General features: G+C 71.8%; 13 protein-coding genes and 1 riboswitch. Of the genes, 9 read left to right on the plus strand and 4 right to left on the minus strand.

Annotated features, from left to right (window positions below):
• The 4 genes from AB4Z14_RS00525 to AB4Z14_RS00540 all read left to right on the plus strand — a co-directional run bounded on the left by AB4Z14_RS00525 (nucleotide 1) and on the right by AB4Z14_RS00540 (nucleotide 6,125).
• Nucleotides 1–519, plus strand: coding sequence for a bifunctional nuclease family protein (locus AB4Z14_RS00525; protein ID WP_442273443.1), 519 nt, complete (start codon nucleotides 1–3; stop codon nucleotides 517–519).
• Nucleotides 520–733: 214 nt separating this feature from the next.
• Nucleotides 734–1,318 carry a MerR family transcriptional regulator gene (locus AB4Z14_RS00530; protein ID WP_442273444.1) on the plus strand — a complete coding sequence of 195 codons (585 nt, stop codon included), beginning with the start codon at nucleotides 734–736 and terminating at the stop codon, nucleotides 1,316–1,318.
• 109 nt (nucleotides 1,319–1,427) lie between these two features.
• Nucleotides 1,428–1,527, plus strand: a riboswitch (glycine riboswitch).
• Between the two features lie 76 nt (nucleotides 1,528–1,603).
• Nucleotides 1,604–4,531, plus strand: coding sequence for an aminomethyl-transferring glycine dehydrogenase (gcvP, locus tag AB4Z14_RS00535; protein WP_442273445.1), 2,928 nt, complete (start codon nucleotides 1,604–1,606; stop codon nucleotides 4,529–4,531).
• Nucleotides 4,532–4,637: 106 nt separating this feature from the next.
• Entirely contained in the window at nucleotides 4,638–6,125 is a 1,488-nt protein-coding gene (locus tag AB4Z14_RS00540) for a glutamate--cysteine ligase (RefSeq protein ID WP_442273446.1), read from the plus strand.
• Between the two features lie 87 nt (nucleotides 6,126–6,212).
• On the opposite strand, the gene AB4Z14_RS00545 is transcribed toward AB4Z14_RS00540, so the two are convergent.
• A complete protein-coding gene (locus tag AB4Z14_RS00545) occupies nucleotides 6,213–6,839 on the minus strand; it encodes a histidine phosphatase family protein (protein WP_442273447.1) in 627 nt (208 codons plus the stop codon).
• Between the two features lie 72 nt (nucleotides 6,840–6,911).
• Between AB4Z14_RS00545 and AB4Z14_RS00550 the strand changes: the two genes are divergently transcribed.
• Together AB4Z14_RS00550 and AB4Z14_RS00555 are read left to right on the plus strand one after the other, a co-directional pair.
• Complete coding sequence (locus AB4Z14_RS00550; RefSeq protein WP_442273448.1) at nucleotides 6,912–7,784, plus strand: PhzF family phenazine biosynthesis protein; 873 nt, start codon at nucleotides 6,912–6,914, stop codon at nucleotides 7,782–7,784.
• A 1-nt stretch (nucleotide 7,785) separates the two neighbouring features.
• Nucleotides 7,786–8,325 carry a DUF1697 domain-containing protein gene (locus AB4Z14_RS00555; RefSeq protein ID WP_442273449.1) on the plus strand — a complete coding sequence of 180 codons (540 nt, stop codon included), beginning with the start codon at nucleotides 7,786–7,788 and terminating at the stop codon, nucleotides 8,323–8,325.
• A gap of 10 nt (nucleotides 8,326–8,335) precedes the next feature.
• Here the strand turns inward: AB4Z14_RS00555 and AB4Z14_RS00560 are convergent, their stop codons facing one another.
• Nucleotides 8,336–9,097 (minus strand): TrmH family RNA methyltransferase, encoded by a 762-nt coding sequence (locus AB4Z14_RS00560; RefSeq protein WP_442273450.1) that lies wholly within the window; start codon nucleotides 9,095–9,097, stop codon nucleotides 8,336–8,338.
• Between the two features lie 108 nt (nucleotides 9,098–9,205).
• Between AB4Z14_RS00560 and AB4Z14_RS00565 the strand changes: the two genes are divergently transcribed.
• From AB4Z14_RS00565 to AB4Z14_RS00575, 3 genes are all read left to right on the plus strand, one after another.
• Nucleotides 9,206–10,300 (plus strand): LLM class flavin-dependent oxidoreductase, encoded by a 1,095-nt coding sequence (locus AB4Z14_RS00565; protein ID WP_442273451.1) that lies wholly within the window; start codon nucleotides 9,206–9,208, stop codon nucleotides 10,298–10,300.
• The gene (locus tag AB4Z14_RS00570) at nucleotides 10,297–10,920 is read left to right on the plus strand and encodes a CE1759 family FMN reductase (RefSeq protein ID WP_442273452.1); all 624 of its coding nucleotides are present in this window, start codon (nucleotides 10,297–10,299) and stop codon (nucleotides 10,918–10,920) included. The genes AB4Z14_RS00565 and AB4Z14_RS00570 overlap by 4 nt, the downstream gene beginning before the upstream one ends.
• 139 nt (nucleotides 10,921–11,059) lie before the next feature.
• Nucleotides 11,060–12,244, plus strand: coding sequence for a hypothetical protein (locus AB4Z14_RS00575; RefSeq protein ID WP_442273453.1), 1,185 nt, complete (start codon nucleotides 11,060–11,062; stop codon nucleotides 12,242–12,244).
• Nucleotides 12,245–12,274: 30 nt separating this feature from the next.
• On the opposite strand, the gene lhgO is transcribed toward AB4Z14_RS00575, so the two are convergent.
• Nucleotides 12,275–13,474, minus strand: a complete 1,200-nt coding sequence (gene lhgO / locus AB4Z14_RS00580) for an L-2-hydroxyglutarate oxidase (protein ID WP_442273454.1) — start codon at nucleotides 13,472–13,474, stop codon at nucleotides 12,275–12,277.
• A 7-nt stretch (nucleotides 13,475–13,481) separates the two neighbouring features.
• Entirely contained in the window at nucleotides 13,482–13,889 is a 408-nt protein-coding gene (locus AB4Z14_RS00585) for a GNAT family N-acetyltransferase (protein ID WP_442273455.1), read from the minus strand.
• Between the last annotated feature and the right edge of the window lie 14 nt (nucleotides 13,890–13,903).

Genomic DNA, 13,903 nt, shown 5'->3' on the forward strand with positions numbered 1-13,903 from the left:
GTGAGAGAGGTCGATGTCCTGGGCGTACGCGTCGAGATGCCCACGAACCAGCCGATCGTCCTGCTGCGTGAGCGGGACGGCGGGCGCTACCTGCCGATCTGGATCGGCGCGGCCGAAGCCGCGGCGATCACCTACGCCCAGCAGGGTGTCGTGCCGCCGCGACCATTGACCCACGACCTCATGCGCGACGTCCTCGCCGTGCTCGGTCACGAGCTGACCGAGGTGCGGATCGTGGCCCTCAAGGACTCCGTCTTCCACGCAGCGCTCATCATCGACGGCAAGGCCGAGGTCAGCTCGCGAGCCAGCGACGCCATCGCCCTCGCCCTGCGCACGGGCGCCAAGGTCCTCGTCGAACCGGGCATCCTCGACGAGGCGGCCATCGTCGTCTCCTCGGAGGAGGACGACGAGGTCGAGCGCTTCAAGGAGTTCCTCGACCACGTGTCCGCCGAGGACTTCGAGGGCCCCGCGCCCGAGGCAGAGCCGGGCGACCGTCCCGACCTGCCGGATCGGCCGGACTGACCGTCAGAACCAGCACTCCGGTGAGACCCTCACCTTCACGTAGTACCTGAATGTTGTCGACGGCCTCTCGACACGCCGTTGCCTCGTGCCCGTGGTGATTGACCGAACGGGGGTGGCGGCCTACCGTCAGAAGAACGACGTGACTGTAGTTATCCGGTTGTCGTCTGCGCGCACGCACCACCGCGGCTCGCAGCCTGAGCAGGAGGAGGACGGCATGGCCGCCATCGAGGACGCGCACGACGCCGGTCGGGTCATGCCCGCCGGGTCCCAGGGCCTGCTGTTCACCGACGACCTGCCCGAGCTGTCGGAGGACACCGGCTACCGCGGTCCGACCGCCTGCAAGGCGGCCGGCATCACCTACCGACAGCTCGACTACTGGGCCCGCACGGGTCTCGTCGAGCCGTCCGTTCGCAGCGCGACCGGCTCCGGCACCCAGCGCCTCTACGGCTTCCGCGACATCCTCGTGCTCAAGGTCGTCAAGCGACTGCTCGACACCGGGGTCTCGCTCCAGCAGATCCGTGTCGCCATCAGCCACCTGCGCGAGCGCGGCGTCGAGGACCTGGCGCAGATCACCCTGATGAGCGACGGCGCCTCGGTCTACGAGTGCACGTCGGCCGACGAGGTCATCGACCTCGTCCAGGGCGGCCAGGGAGTCTTCGGCATCGCCGTCGGCCGGGTGTGGCGCGAGGTCGAGGGCGAGCTCGCCCTGCTGCCGAGCGAGCGGGCCGACGACGACGCGCCGGCCGACCACCCCGACGACGAGCTGAACGCGCGCCGCCAGGCCCGGCGACTGGCCTGACCCGGGCACCTCGCCGACGACCGTTCGACACGGCCCGACCGGACACTCCGGCCGGGCCTTGTCCGTGCCGGGACCCCGGCCACCTGCTGGTAGATTCGGGGGTGCCGATCGACCCTGCGTGGGAGAGTCCTCGGGGTGCCCAGCACCTGCGAGGCGCCGAAGGGGCAACATCCCCGGAACCTCTCAGGCGCCAGGACCACGCGGGCGAGGCAACTCTGGAGGCACCCCACGGTGCTCGACAGACGGGGAGCGTGTGTCGTCCGCTCGAACCCGTCAGGAGCCCGCATGTCGATCGACCAGCTCGTGCCCGTCACCACCGGAACGTCCACCGAGACCGTGATGGCCGACTTCGTCAGCCGTCACGTCGGCCCAGCCGGCGACGACGTGCGCCACATGCTCGAGGTCGTCGGCCAGCCGAGCCTCGACGCGATGTGCGACCGCGCCATCCCCGGCGCCATCCGGTCCGAATCGCCCCTGCGCATCGAGGCGGCCGCCAGCGAGAGCGCCGTCATCGAGGAGCTGCGCGGGTTCGCCTCTCGCAACACCGTCCTCACCTCGCTCATCGGCCTGGGCTACTACGGCACCGTGACCCCGCCGGTCGTGCGCCGCAACGTGCTCGAGAACCCTGCCTGGTACACCGCCTACACGCCCTACCAGCCCGAGATCTCCCAGGGCCGGCTCGAGGCCCTGCTCAATTTCCAGACGGTCGTCAGCGACCTGACCGGCCTCGACGTGGCGGGGTCCTCCCTCCTCGACGAGTCGACCGCCGCCGCCGAGGCGATGTCGCTCATGCGTCGCGCGAGCAAGGCGCCGGCCGACGCGGTCGTGCTCGTCGACGAGCGGCTCTTCCCGCAGACGATCGCCGTGATGCGCACCCGCGCCGAGGCGCTCGGGCTGCCCCTCGCCGTGGCCGACCTCCGAGCCGTCAGCGACGGCGACTCGCTCTCTGCAGCAGCAGGCGGGCGCGCCGTCGTGGGGGCGATGGTGCAGTACCCCGACGCCACCGGCGAGCTCGTCGACTGGGCCCCGCTGACCTCCGCCGTCCACGAGGCGAAGGGCCTCGTCACGGCCTGCGCCGACCTGCTCGCCCTGACCCTGGCCAGCGCGCCGGGGGAGTGGGGGGCCGACATCGCCGTCGGCAGCGCGCAGCGTTTCGGCGTCCCGATGGGCTTCGGCGGCCCGCACGCCGGCTACATGGCCGTCCACCGCGGCCTCGAGCGCCAGATCCCCGGTCGCCTCGTCGGCGTCTCGGTCGACGCCGAGGGGCACCAGGCCTACCGCCTCGCCCTCCAGACGCGTGAGCAGCACATCCGCCGCGAGAAGGCGACGTCCAACATCTGCACCGCGCAGGTGCTCCTCGCCGTCATGGCAAGCATGTATGCCGTGTGGCACGGTCCCGCGGGCCTCGTGGCCATCGCGAGGCGCATCAGCGGTCTGACGGCCGCGCTGCGTGGTGCCCTTCTCGACGGCGGGCTCGACGTCGAGACGACGGCGTTCTTCGACACCTTGACGGTCGTGCTGCCCGGTCGAGCCGACGAGGTCACGACGGCCTTCGCCGACCGGGGCATCAACGTCTGGCGCGTCGACGCCGACCGCGTGTCGCTGAGCCTCGACGAGACGTCCACGCCGGCAACGGTGCTCGCGGTCCTCGACGCCTTCGGGGTGACGCCGTCGGACGACGTCACCGCCGGCGTGAGCACGACCGGGGCACACGGCATACCCCAGGCCCAGACGCGCGCGTCCGAGTTCCTCACGCACCCGGTCTTCCACGCGCACCACTCCGAGACGGCGATGCTGCGCTACCTGCGCCGTCTGTCCGACCGCGACTTCGCCCTCGACCGAGGCATGATCCCGCTCGGGTCGTGCACGATGAAGCTCAACGCCACCACCGAGATGGAGGCGGTGACCTGGCCGGAGTTCGCCAACCTGCACCCCTTCGCCCCGGCCGAGCAGACGGTGGGCATCCGCGCCCTCATCGACGACCTGTCGTCGTGGCTGTGCGAGATCACCGGCTACGACGCGGTGTCGCTCCAGCCCAACGCCGGCTCCCAGGGCGAGTTCGCGGGGCTGCTCGCGATCCACGCCTACCACCAGGCCAGGGGTGAGGGGCACCGCCGCGTCTGCCTCATCCCCGCGAGCGCGCACGGCACCAATGCGGCCTCGGCCGTCATGGCGGGCCTCAAGGTCGTCGTCGTCAAGACCGCTGCCGGCGGCACCGTCGACATGGACGACCTGCGCGCCAAGGTCGAGGCGCACCGCGACGACCTCGCCGCGATCATGGTGACCTACCCGTCGACGCACGGCGTCTACGAGGACACGATCACCGAGCTGTGCGAGCTCGTCCACGAGGCCGGCGGCCAGGTCTACGTCGACGGCGCCAACCTCAACGCCCTCGTCGGTCTCGCCCAGCCCGGCACGTTCGGCGCCGACGTCAGCCACCTCAACCTGCACAAGACCTTCTGCATCCCGCACGGTGGCGGCGGTCCCGGTGTCGGCCCGGTAGCGGTGCGCGCGCACCTCGCCCCGCACCTGCCCAACCACCCGCTCGCGGCGGAGGCCGGGCCCGAGTCCGGGGTCGGTCCCGTGTCCGCGGCCCCCTACGGCTCGGCGAGCATCCTGCCGATCTCGTGGGCCTACGTCCGGCTCATGGGCGGCGAGGGCCTGCGGCACGCCACCCAGATGGCTGTCCTGGGCGCCAACTACATCGCCGCCCGGCTGCGCGAGCACTACCCGGTGCTCTACTCCGGCCACGACGACCTCGTCGCGCACGAGTGCATCCTCGACGTGCGCCAGATCACGACCGAGACCGGCGTCACCGTCGACGACATCGCCAAGCGCCTCGTCGACTACGGATTCCACGCGCCGACAATGAGCTTTCCGGTGGCGGGCACGCTCATGGTCGAGCCCACCGAGTCCGAGAACCTCTACGAGCTCGACCGCTTCTGCGACGCGATGATCGCGATCCGCGGCGAGATCGAGGCGATCCGAGCCGGTGAGGTCGCCGTCGGCGACAGCATGCTGCGGCACGCGCCGCACACGGCCCGGGGCATCGCGGGCGAGTGGGACCACCCCTACGAGCGCACCGAGGCCGCCTTCCCCGTCGGCATCAACGCCGCCGACAAGTACTGGCCGCCGGTCAGCCGCATCGACGGCGCCTACGGCGACCGCAACCTCGTCTGCTCGTGCCCGCCGCCGGAGGCCTTCGAGGGCTGAGCGGCCCCGCGCGACGCTGGTCACCACGGGGCCGAGGACCGGCCCCGTGGTGACCAGTCCGTGCGCGCCTCTCGCGCCGGGACCCCGAGTGTGGTTGTCTCGGCACGTGGGAGCCGATGTCGAACAGGCCAGGTACACGCGTGAGCAGCGGCAGCAGTACCGGGAGAAGGTGCGCCGCGACCTCGACGTGTTCGAACGCATGCTCGGCAAGAGCGAGTTCGAGTTCGACCGACCGATGACGGGTCTCGAGATCGAGCTCAACCTCGTCAACGAGGACCTCGGCCCCAAGCTCGACAACAAGACGGTGCTCGAGCAGATCGCCGACGAGGACTACCAGACCGAGCTCGCGCGCTACAACATCGAGCTCAACGTCCACCCCCGACCCCTGCCCGGCGACTCGGCCATCGAGCTCGAGAAGCTCCTCCGCCAGTCGCTCAACCGCGCCTCGGAGAAGGCCGCCGAGGCGCACGCCGGGATCGTCGCCATCGGCATCCTGCCGACGGTCATGCCCGAGCACTTCGAGGGCGACTGGATCAGCGAGAACATCCGCTACGCGGCGCTCAACAACGCCGTCCTCGACGCCCGGGGCGAGGACGTCTGGCTCGAGCTCGAGGGTCCGACGGGCGAGCGGATCGCGCGCTACTCCGACAGCCTCGCGCCCGAGTCCGCCTGCACCTCGATCCAGCTGCACCTCCAGGTCCAGCCGGAGCGCTTCGCCGACCACTGGAACGCCGCCCAGGTCCTCGCCGGCCCGCAGCTCGCCCTCGGCGCCAACTCGCCCTTCTTCCTCGGGCAGCGGCTCTGGGCCGAGACGCGCATCCCGCTCTTCACCCAGGCCACCGACACCCGGTCGGTCGAGCTGAAGAACCAGGGCGTGCGGCCCCGGGTCTGGTTCGGCGAACGGTGGATCACCTCGATCTTCGACCTCTTCGAGGAGAACGTCCGCTACTTCCCGGCCCTGCTTCCGGAGCTCTACGACGAGGAGCCCGAGGAGGTCTTCGAGCGGGGCGAGGTGCCCGAGCTCCGCGAGCTGCGCCTGCACAACGGCACGGTCTACCGCTGGAACCGCCCGATCTACGACATCGTCAGCGGCCGCCCGCACCTGCGCGTCGAGAACCGCGTCCTGCCGGCGGGTCCGAGCATCGCTGACGTCATGGCCAACGCCGCGTTCTACTACGGCACGATGCGGGTGCTCGCGGAGGAGGACCGTCCGGTGTGGACCCGGATGAGCTTCTCCGCCGCCGAGTCGAACTTCGAGGAGGGCGCGCGGCTCGGCATCGACGCCCGCACCTACTGGCCCGGCCTCGGCGACGTGCCCTCCACCGAGCTCGTCCTGCGGCGCCTGCTCCCGATGGCCCACGAGGGCCTCGAGCGGTGGGGCGTCTCGGCGGCCGTGCGGGACCGCTTCCTCACGATCATCGAGCAGCGCTGCCTCACCGGTGTCAACGGAGCGTGGTGGCAGACCGAGTGCGTGGCCCGCCTCGAGACACGCGGGCTGACGCGTGACAAGGCCCTGCGCGAGATGCTGCGTCACTACATCGAGGGCATGATGGCCAACGAGCCCGTGCACACCTGGGAGCTCCCCCGGGAGTGACCGCAGCGGCGGGTCCCACTGCGCCACCGCGCAACCCGCGTATGCCGTGTGCCCGGGGACACGGCATACGCCCTCCTCGCGCGGGGTTCAGTCGGAGAGCAGGCGCCAAGGGGAGAGGTTGTACATCCCGAGGCACCGGGTGGACCGGTGGTGCGTCAGCACGCTCATCGAGCCCGCGTCGAGGATGAGCTGCTGGCCGAACCGCGGGTCGAGCCCGAGGTAGGTCGCGGTGAGGACGCGCAGCGCGTGGCCGTGCCCGAAGAGCGCGACGTCGCCGTGCTCGAGGTCGGGCCAGACCTTGTCGATGACCTGCTGGGCCCGCGCCGACACCTGCTCGACCGTCTCACCGGGGGTGACTCCGGGCTGCACGCCGTCGACGAACACCTCCCACGGGTGGCCGATCTCGGCGCTGATCTGCGTCGTCGTGATGCCCTCGTAGGCGCCGTAGTCCCACTCGCGCAGCAGCGGCTCGACCTCGAAGTCCCCGAGGCCGGCGAGCTCAGCCGTGCGCTTGGCGCGCTGGAGGGGGGAGACGAGGACGCGCTCGAACCGGTGCTTGCGCAGCACGTCGGCGAGCTCACGTGCCGCAGCCTCGCCCTCGGGCAGGAGCGGGAGGTCTGTCGTGCCGGTGTGCTGTCCGCTCAGCGACCATTCGGTCTCGCCGTGCCGGAAGAGGTAGATGTTGCCGGGGACGACACCGTCGGGAGAGGCCATGCCGCCACAGTATCGGCGTGGCAGGCCCTTCGACCCTGCCGTCCGAGCCGGCGCTCCGGCACACTCGGGTGCATGGACCTGCCCTTCCACCTGCTCAACGTCTTCTCCATCGAGGGGGAGCCCTTCTCGGGCAACCCGCTGTGCGTCTTCCCCGAGGCGGGTGGACTCTCCGACGACGAGATGCTCGCGTGGGCGCGACAGTTCAACCTCAGCGAGTCGACCTTCGTGACGTCGATCGGCGAGGGAGCCACGACGGGTGACGCGGCCGTGCGCATCTTCACCCCCGGTCACGAGATGCCCTTCGCGGGGCACCCCACCCTCGGCACCGCGGAGGTCGTCGCGACGTTGGGCGGCGGCCTCGACAGCGTGCACCTCAGCATGCCGGCGGGACGCATCCCCGTGGGGCGCGTCGACGGGGGCTGGCGCCTTGCGGCCCGGCCTGCGACAGTGCGCGAGGTGACCTCGAGCGGCGCCGAGCTGGCCGAGGCGCTCGGCATCGACCGCATGCTCGTCGTGCGCTCGGACGCGTCCTGGGTCGATGCAGGCGTCGAGCAGCTGCTCGTGCGTCTCGACTCCGTCGACGCCGTGCGGGCCTGCGACCCCGACGCACACCTCATGGCCGTGCACATGACGTCCCCGCCGCGGGCACCGCACGTGTACGCGTGGGCGTGGACCGGGCCCAAGAGCATCGAGGCGAGGCTCTTCTACACGCAGGGTCAGGCGGTCCTCGAGGACCCAGCGACCGGGTCGGCGTGCGCCAACCTCGGTGGCTGGCTCGTCTCCCAAGGCGCCCGCGACGTCTCGGTGGTCGTCAGCCAGGGCACGGCCGTGGGACGCCCCTCGCGCCTGCTGCTCGACATCGACGCCGACGGGGCCGTCCACGTGGGAGGCCGCGTCGAGACCGTCGGCCGCGGCACCTGCTCCCTCAGCGCGGTGGGGGCCTGACGTGCCGGTGTGGATCGGGTTCCTCCGCGCCGTCAACGTCGGCAAGCGGCAGGTGCGCATGGCGTCGCTGCGCACGCTGCTCGAGGCGGAGGGCTACGAGGACGTCGAGACGCACATCCAGAGCGGCAACCTCAAGGTCCGCTCGTCCACGCGGAGTGCCGCCAAGGTCGAGGCCGACCTGCGCCGGGCCATCAGCGCCGAGTTCGGTTTCGACGTGCCTGTCGTCGTGCGCACCCCGGCGCAGCTGCGGACGCTGGCCGACGAGGCCGAGGCCCTCGACTCGCCCATCGCCGCGGACGCGAAGCGCTACGTGACGTTCATGACGGGCGACCTCGACCCCGAGGGCGTCGCCGCCCTGCACGAGTGGGACGTCGCCACCGAGGGCGCGCGCGTCGTCGGCAACGACGTCGTGCTCTTCCTCTCCGACGGCGTGCAGGCGGCCACGCTGTCGAACACCCGTATCGAGAAGCTGACGGGCGCGGTCGGGACGGCGCGCAACATCACCGTCGTCCGCGCCCTCGCCGAGAAGTGGGGCGGCTGACGCGGTCGCGTCAGAGGCGCGCGCGGCGGACGAGCTCGAAGCAGACGACCGCAGCTGCGGCCGAGACGTTGAGCGACTCGACGCCGGCGGCCATCGGGATCGACACCCACGTGTCGACGAGCTCGGCCACCTCGGGCGTCAGCCCCGCCGTCTCGCTGCCGAGGACGAACGCGACGGGCTCGGGCAGGTGGGCGGCGAAGAGGTCGTCGTCGCCGCCGGCATCGAGCCCGACGACGTGGAAGCCGGAGCGCTTGAGGTCGCTCACGGCCTCCGCCGCGGTGAACGCCTTGAGGATGGGCGCCCGGAACGCGACGCCGGCCGAGGCCTTGACGACGAGCGGGTCGAGGGAGGCGACCCCCTTGCGGGGGACGACGATGCCGTCGACGCCGGCTGCCGTGGCCGAACGCAGGATCATGCCGACGTTGGCAGGTGTCGTCACGCCGTCGAGCACGAGCACGGCGCGCAGCGAGCCGGCGTCCTCGGTGAGCGCCGCCTCGAGGGGGCGCATCCGCGGCGCGACGACGTCGGCGAAGACGCCCTGGTCCTGCCGCCCGTTGCCGGCGAGCTTCTTGACGCGCTCGGCGCTCGCGTACCGCACCTCGACGCCCCGCCGGCGAGCCGCCTGCTGGATCTCGCGCAGGCCGCTGCCACGGGCACCGTCGGCGATGACGACCTTGTCGACGAGGAGGTCACCGTCGAGGAGCACCTCGTGGACCGGATTGCGGCCGTAGACCGTGATGAAGCGGTCCTTGGGGGAGATCTCAGCGCTCACCGCGACAGGATCCCACAGCACCGGCGGCGCGCCGGGCCGCCCGGGAATGGGCGAGACCCCCTCGATGTTCAGTATGATTGAATCGTCAATCAAAAGGAGCTGGGACACATGCAGTTCGGGATCTTCACCGTCGGCGACGTGACCACCGACCCCACGACGGGCCGTACGCCGACCGAGCACGAGCGGATCGAGGCCACCGTCGCCATCGCCAAGAAGGCGGAGGAGGTCGGGCTCGACGTCTTCGCGACCGGACAGCACCACAACCCGCCGTTCATCCCGTCGGCCCCGACGACGACGCTCGCGTACATCGCCGCCCAGACGGAGCGGATCGTCCTGTCGACGTCGACGACCCTCATCACGACGACGGACCCCGTGCGGATCGCGGAGGACTACGCCACCCTGCAGCACCTGAGCAACGGGCGCATGGACCTCATGATGGGCCGCGGCAACACCGGCCCGGTCTATCCGTGGTTCGGCAAGGACATCCGCGACGGGATCCCGCTCGCCATCGAGAACTACGCGCTGCTCCACCGGCTGTGGCGCGAGGACGTCGTCGACTGGCAGGGGAAGTACCGCACCCCGCTCCAGGGCTTCACCTCGACGCCGCGCCCGCTCGACGGCATACCGCCGTTCGTCTGGCACGGCTCGATCCGCAGCCCCGAGATCGCCGAGCAGGCGGCCTACTACGGCGACGGTTTCTTCTCCAACCACATCTTCTGGCCGGCCAGCCACACGAAGCAGATGGTCCAGCTCTACCGTCGCCGCTTCGAGCACTACGGCCACGGCAGCGCCGACCAGGCCATCGTCGGGCTCGGCGGGCAGGTCTTCATGCGGAAGAACAGCCAGGACGCGGTGCGCGAGTTCCGTCCGTACTTCGACAACGCCCCCGTCTACGGCCACGGTCCGTCGCTCGAGGAGTTCACGAGCCAGACCCCGCTCACCGTCGGCAGCCCGCAGGAGGTCATCGAGAGGACGCTCGGCTTCCGCGAGTACGCCGGCGACTACCAGCGACAGCTGTGGCTGCTCGACCACGCCGGCCTGCCGCTCAAGACCGTCCTCGAGCAGCTCGACATCCTCGGCGAGGAGGTCGTGCCCGTCCTGCGCAAGGAGTTCGCCGCCCTCAAGCCCGCCCACGTCCCGGACGCCCCGACCCACGCGAGCCAGCTCGCCGCCGCAACCCCCGAGAAGGAGCTCATCCCGTGACCACCTTCCACCTCGCCGTCATCACGGCCGGCGTCACGCAGCCGTCGTCGACGCGCCTGCTCGCCGACCGCCTCACCCAGGCCACCGTCCGGGCGCTCGCCCGGTACGACGTCGGCGAGGTCGTCGTCGAGGTCGTCGACGTGCGCGAGGTCGCGCACGACCTGACGAACCACGTCCTGACCGGCTTCGCCTCGCCCGACCTGCAGGTACGTCTCGACGCGATCACGGAGGCGGACGCGGTCGTCGTCGCCACCCCGGTGTATGCCGCGTCGTACAGCGGATTGTTCAAGATGCTCATCGACGTGCTCCCCAAGGACGCGCTGCGCGACACCCCGGTGCTGCTCGGCGCAACCGGTGGCACGGCCCGCCACTCCCTCGCGATCGACCACGCCCTCCGCCCGCTCTTCGCCCACCTCGGCGCGCTCGTCGCACCGGTGGCGGTCTTCGCGGCCAGCGAGGACTGGGGGAGCGTCGACGCCGGCCGTCTGGGCGAGCGGATCGAGCGCGCAGGTGCCGCCTTCGCGGGCCTCGTCAGCGGTTCGCCGCGGGCCGATCGGGTCGACCCGTTCGAGCAGGTCACGCCCTTCGAGGCGATGCTCACCGACCTGCGGGCTCGATGACGGGAGCACCCGGTCGGCCCTCCGGGGCCTGACCGGGTGTCGTCACGTCCGCAGCGACGCGACACGCTGGGGAGTCCTCCCCATGGCCCCGCCGGCGGCTCCCACCTACCGTGGGGCCCACCGTCGACAGGAGGCCGCCGTGCTCTACCGCAAGGGTGCAGACCCCGCAGTCCTGGAGCGCACCGCTCGCGAGCTCACGGCGTGCGCCACCGAGGTGGACGGCATCCGTGCGACCGGGACCCGGGCGCTCGCGGTCATCGGCCGCTCCTGGGGTGGCGACGACGCCCAGTCGGCCCAGGAGAGCTGGCGCTCCGCGTCGGCGGCCCTGGCGAACCTCGGATCGACGCTCGAGACGATGTCGCGGCGCCTCACCGACAACGCGCGGGCGCAGCGAGGGACGAGCGGCGCCGACGGGGTGCTGCCCGGCCCGATCGGCTTCCCAGACCCGTTCCCGGGCCTGGGCGGGTCGGGCTCCGTCGGAGCCGACGCCACCGCCGAGCCGATCCCGCTCGGTGAGCAGGTGCGCGGGACGTCGCCACAGGCCATCGACCTCGAGCTCGCCCACGTGGCCGACAACGTCTACCACCCGAGCGCGGTCGACGGCTGGACCCCGCTCGACGCCGGCGCCCTCGAGGGCCTCGGCATCGACCCGGACACCCTCCACCGCCGCGACGGCTTCGACGCGGCCGTCTACCGCAACGACGAGGGCCTGTACGTCCTCGCCTTCGCCGGCACGTCCTCCCTCGCCGACTGGGGCACCAACCTCCAGCAAGGGATCGGGGCCCTCAGCGGTCAGCACCTCGCGGCGATCGCGCTCGCCCGGGGCCTCGCCGGGGCGGTGGGCAGCGAGAACCTGGTGATCACCGGTCACTCCCTCGGTGGCGGTCTCGCGAGCACCGCCTCCGTCGCCACCGACATCCCCGCCGTGACGTTCAACGCCGCGGGCGTGCACCCCAACACCGTGCTGGCCGCGGGCGCCCTCGGCACGGGGGACGCCGGCTACTCCCCGGGCCAGATCCGTAACTACCACGTGCGCGGGGAGCTGCTCACGACGCTCCAGAACCCGCTCGGCTCCTTCGTCGACCACGTGCCCTTCGTCGGCGACGACCCGCTCCCGAACGCCTTGGGCACCCAGATCGCGGTCAACCCCACCCACGGGCCCGAGATCACGGTCTCGAAGTGGGCGGGGCTCGCCGGCACCTTCGCGCCGGCCGTCGTCGGCATCGATGCCGGCCTCGACGTCATCGGTTGGTCCAAGGACGCCCATGGAGGCAACTCCGTCGTCGACGCCATGGAGGCGAGCACCTACTTCGGCAAGCAGTGACCGACGACCGCCGAGGCGGACCGCGGCCCTTCAGCCGAGGTCGAGCCGGTCGACGACGAGGTCTGCGATGGCGAGGGATGCGGTTGCTGCCGGCGACGGCGCGTTGCGGATGCACAGGACGGAGCCGACGCGACTGAAACGGAAGTCCTCGACGAGCGCACCGTCCCGATCCATCGCCTGGGCCCGGACGCCGGCAGCGGCCGGGACGACATCTGCGTCGCCGATCTCAGGAACGTAGCGCCTGACCCGCTGGACGAACGCGTGACGGCTCAGCGACCCCAGGACCTCGTGCACGCCCGTCCGCAGGTTGGCGCGGGCGAACCGCAGGAACCCGCGGGACGATACGAGCTCCCGGACGACGTCGAGGTCGACGTCCCGACGGCGGTAGCCCTCGCGAGCGGTCGCGAGCACGGCGTTCGGACCGAGCAGCACGCTGCCGTCGACGCGCCTCGTCAGATGGACCCCGAGGAACGGGTAGTGGGGGTCGGGTACCGGGTAGACGAGCCCGCGCACGAGGTGCTCGGCCGACGGCACGAGCCGGTGGTACTCGCCGCGGAACGGCACGATCGACGGGCTGGGGCCGTCGCCGGCCAGTCTCGCGAGCCGGTCGGCGTGCAGCCCACCCGCGAGGACGACGCGGTCGGCGACGAGGCGCCGCCCGTCGGCGGCACGCACCTCGACGCGAGTGCCGCGGTGGTCGAGTCCCGTGACCTCGAAGCCCGTGACGACCACGGCGCCGGCGGACGCCGCGTCCGCCAGCAGCGCCGCGGCGACGAGGGCGAAGTCGGTGATGGCCGTCGTGGGGGAGTGCAGCGCCGCGAGCCCCACGACGTGCGGCTCGACCTCACGCAGCTCACCCGGCTCGAGCCGACGCAGACCCGGCACACCATTGGTCCGGGCGCGTGCCTCGATGGTGCGGAGACCCTCGTCCTCGGCCTCGTCGAGTGCGACCACGAGCTTGCCCACCTCGTCGTACGGCAGACCCCGGTCGGCGCAGTAGCGGCGCAGCCGCCGGACGCCCTCACGCGAGAGCGCCGCCTTGGCCGAGCCGGGCGCGTAGTAGAGACCGGCATGGACGACACCACTGTTGCGGGAGGTCTGGTGCCGACCCGTCGCCATCTCCTTCTCGACGAGGGTCACCTCGGGGCGCGGCGTCGACAGGGTGAGCCTACGGGCCACTGCCGACCCGACGATGCCGCCACCCACGACGACGACGTGGGGGCGGGTCACCCGTCGCTCACCCTGCGGCCGCCGCCGCCCGCTCGGCCGCGTCGACGTCTGCCCGCGTCGGCGCGAGCACGTGGGCGGCATACGGCTCCGGGTGACGGCGGAGGTAGACCTTGATGTACGGACACAGCGCGACGATGGACCGGCCCGACGCGAGCGTGGCGTCGAGGGCGTACGCGGCGAGGCGCCCGGCGAGGCCCTGGCCTTCGTACGCCGGACTGACCTCGGTGTGGAAGAAGACGACGCGGGCGGGCACCTCGGGTGTGGCACCCGGGACGACGGCGTAGCTCGCCACCCCGATGACACGGTCCCCGTCGCGCAGCTCGAAGCGCCCGCGGTCGGGGTTGTCGGACACCTCGATGCCGCCGTGCGCGCCGTCGCCGGCGACGATCCGGCCCTCACCCGTCTGCTCGCTCATGGCCCCAGCATGGC

This window comes from Terrabacter sp. 2TAF16, assembly GCF_052115065.1.
GTDB lineage: Bacteria > Actinomycetota > Actinomycetes > Actinomycetales > Dermatophilaceae > Terrabacter.

Excerpts from the sequence above, each read along its gene's own strand:
- AB4Z14_RS00550 (WP_442273448.1), top strand. The coding sequence starts at position 6,912 with ATGGACCTGCCCTTCCACCTGCTCAACGTCTTCTCCATCGAGGGGGAG.
- AB4Z14_RS00530 (WP_442273444.1), top strand. The coding sequence starts at position 734 with ATGGCCGCCATCGAGGACGCGCACGACGCCGGTCGGGTCATGCCCGCC.
- gcvP (WP_442273445.1), top strand. The coding sequence starts at position 1,604 with ATGTCGATCGACCAGCTCGTGCCCGTCACCACCGGAACGTCCACCGAG.
- AB4Z14_RS00585 (WP_442273455.1), bottom strand. The coding sequence starts at position 13,889 with ATGAGCGAGCAGACGGGTGAGGGCCGGATCGTCGCCGGCGACGGCGCG.
- AB4Z14_RS00545 (WP_442273447.1), bottom strand. The coding sequence starts at position 6,839 with ATGGCCTCTCCCGACGGTGTCGTCCCCGGCAACATCTACCTCTTCCGG.
- AB4Z14_RS00565 (WP_442273451.1), top strand. The coding sequence starts at position 9,206 with ATGCAGTTCGGGATCTTCACCGTCGGCGACGTGACCACCGACCCCACG.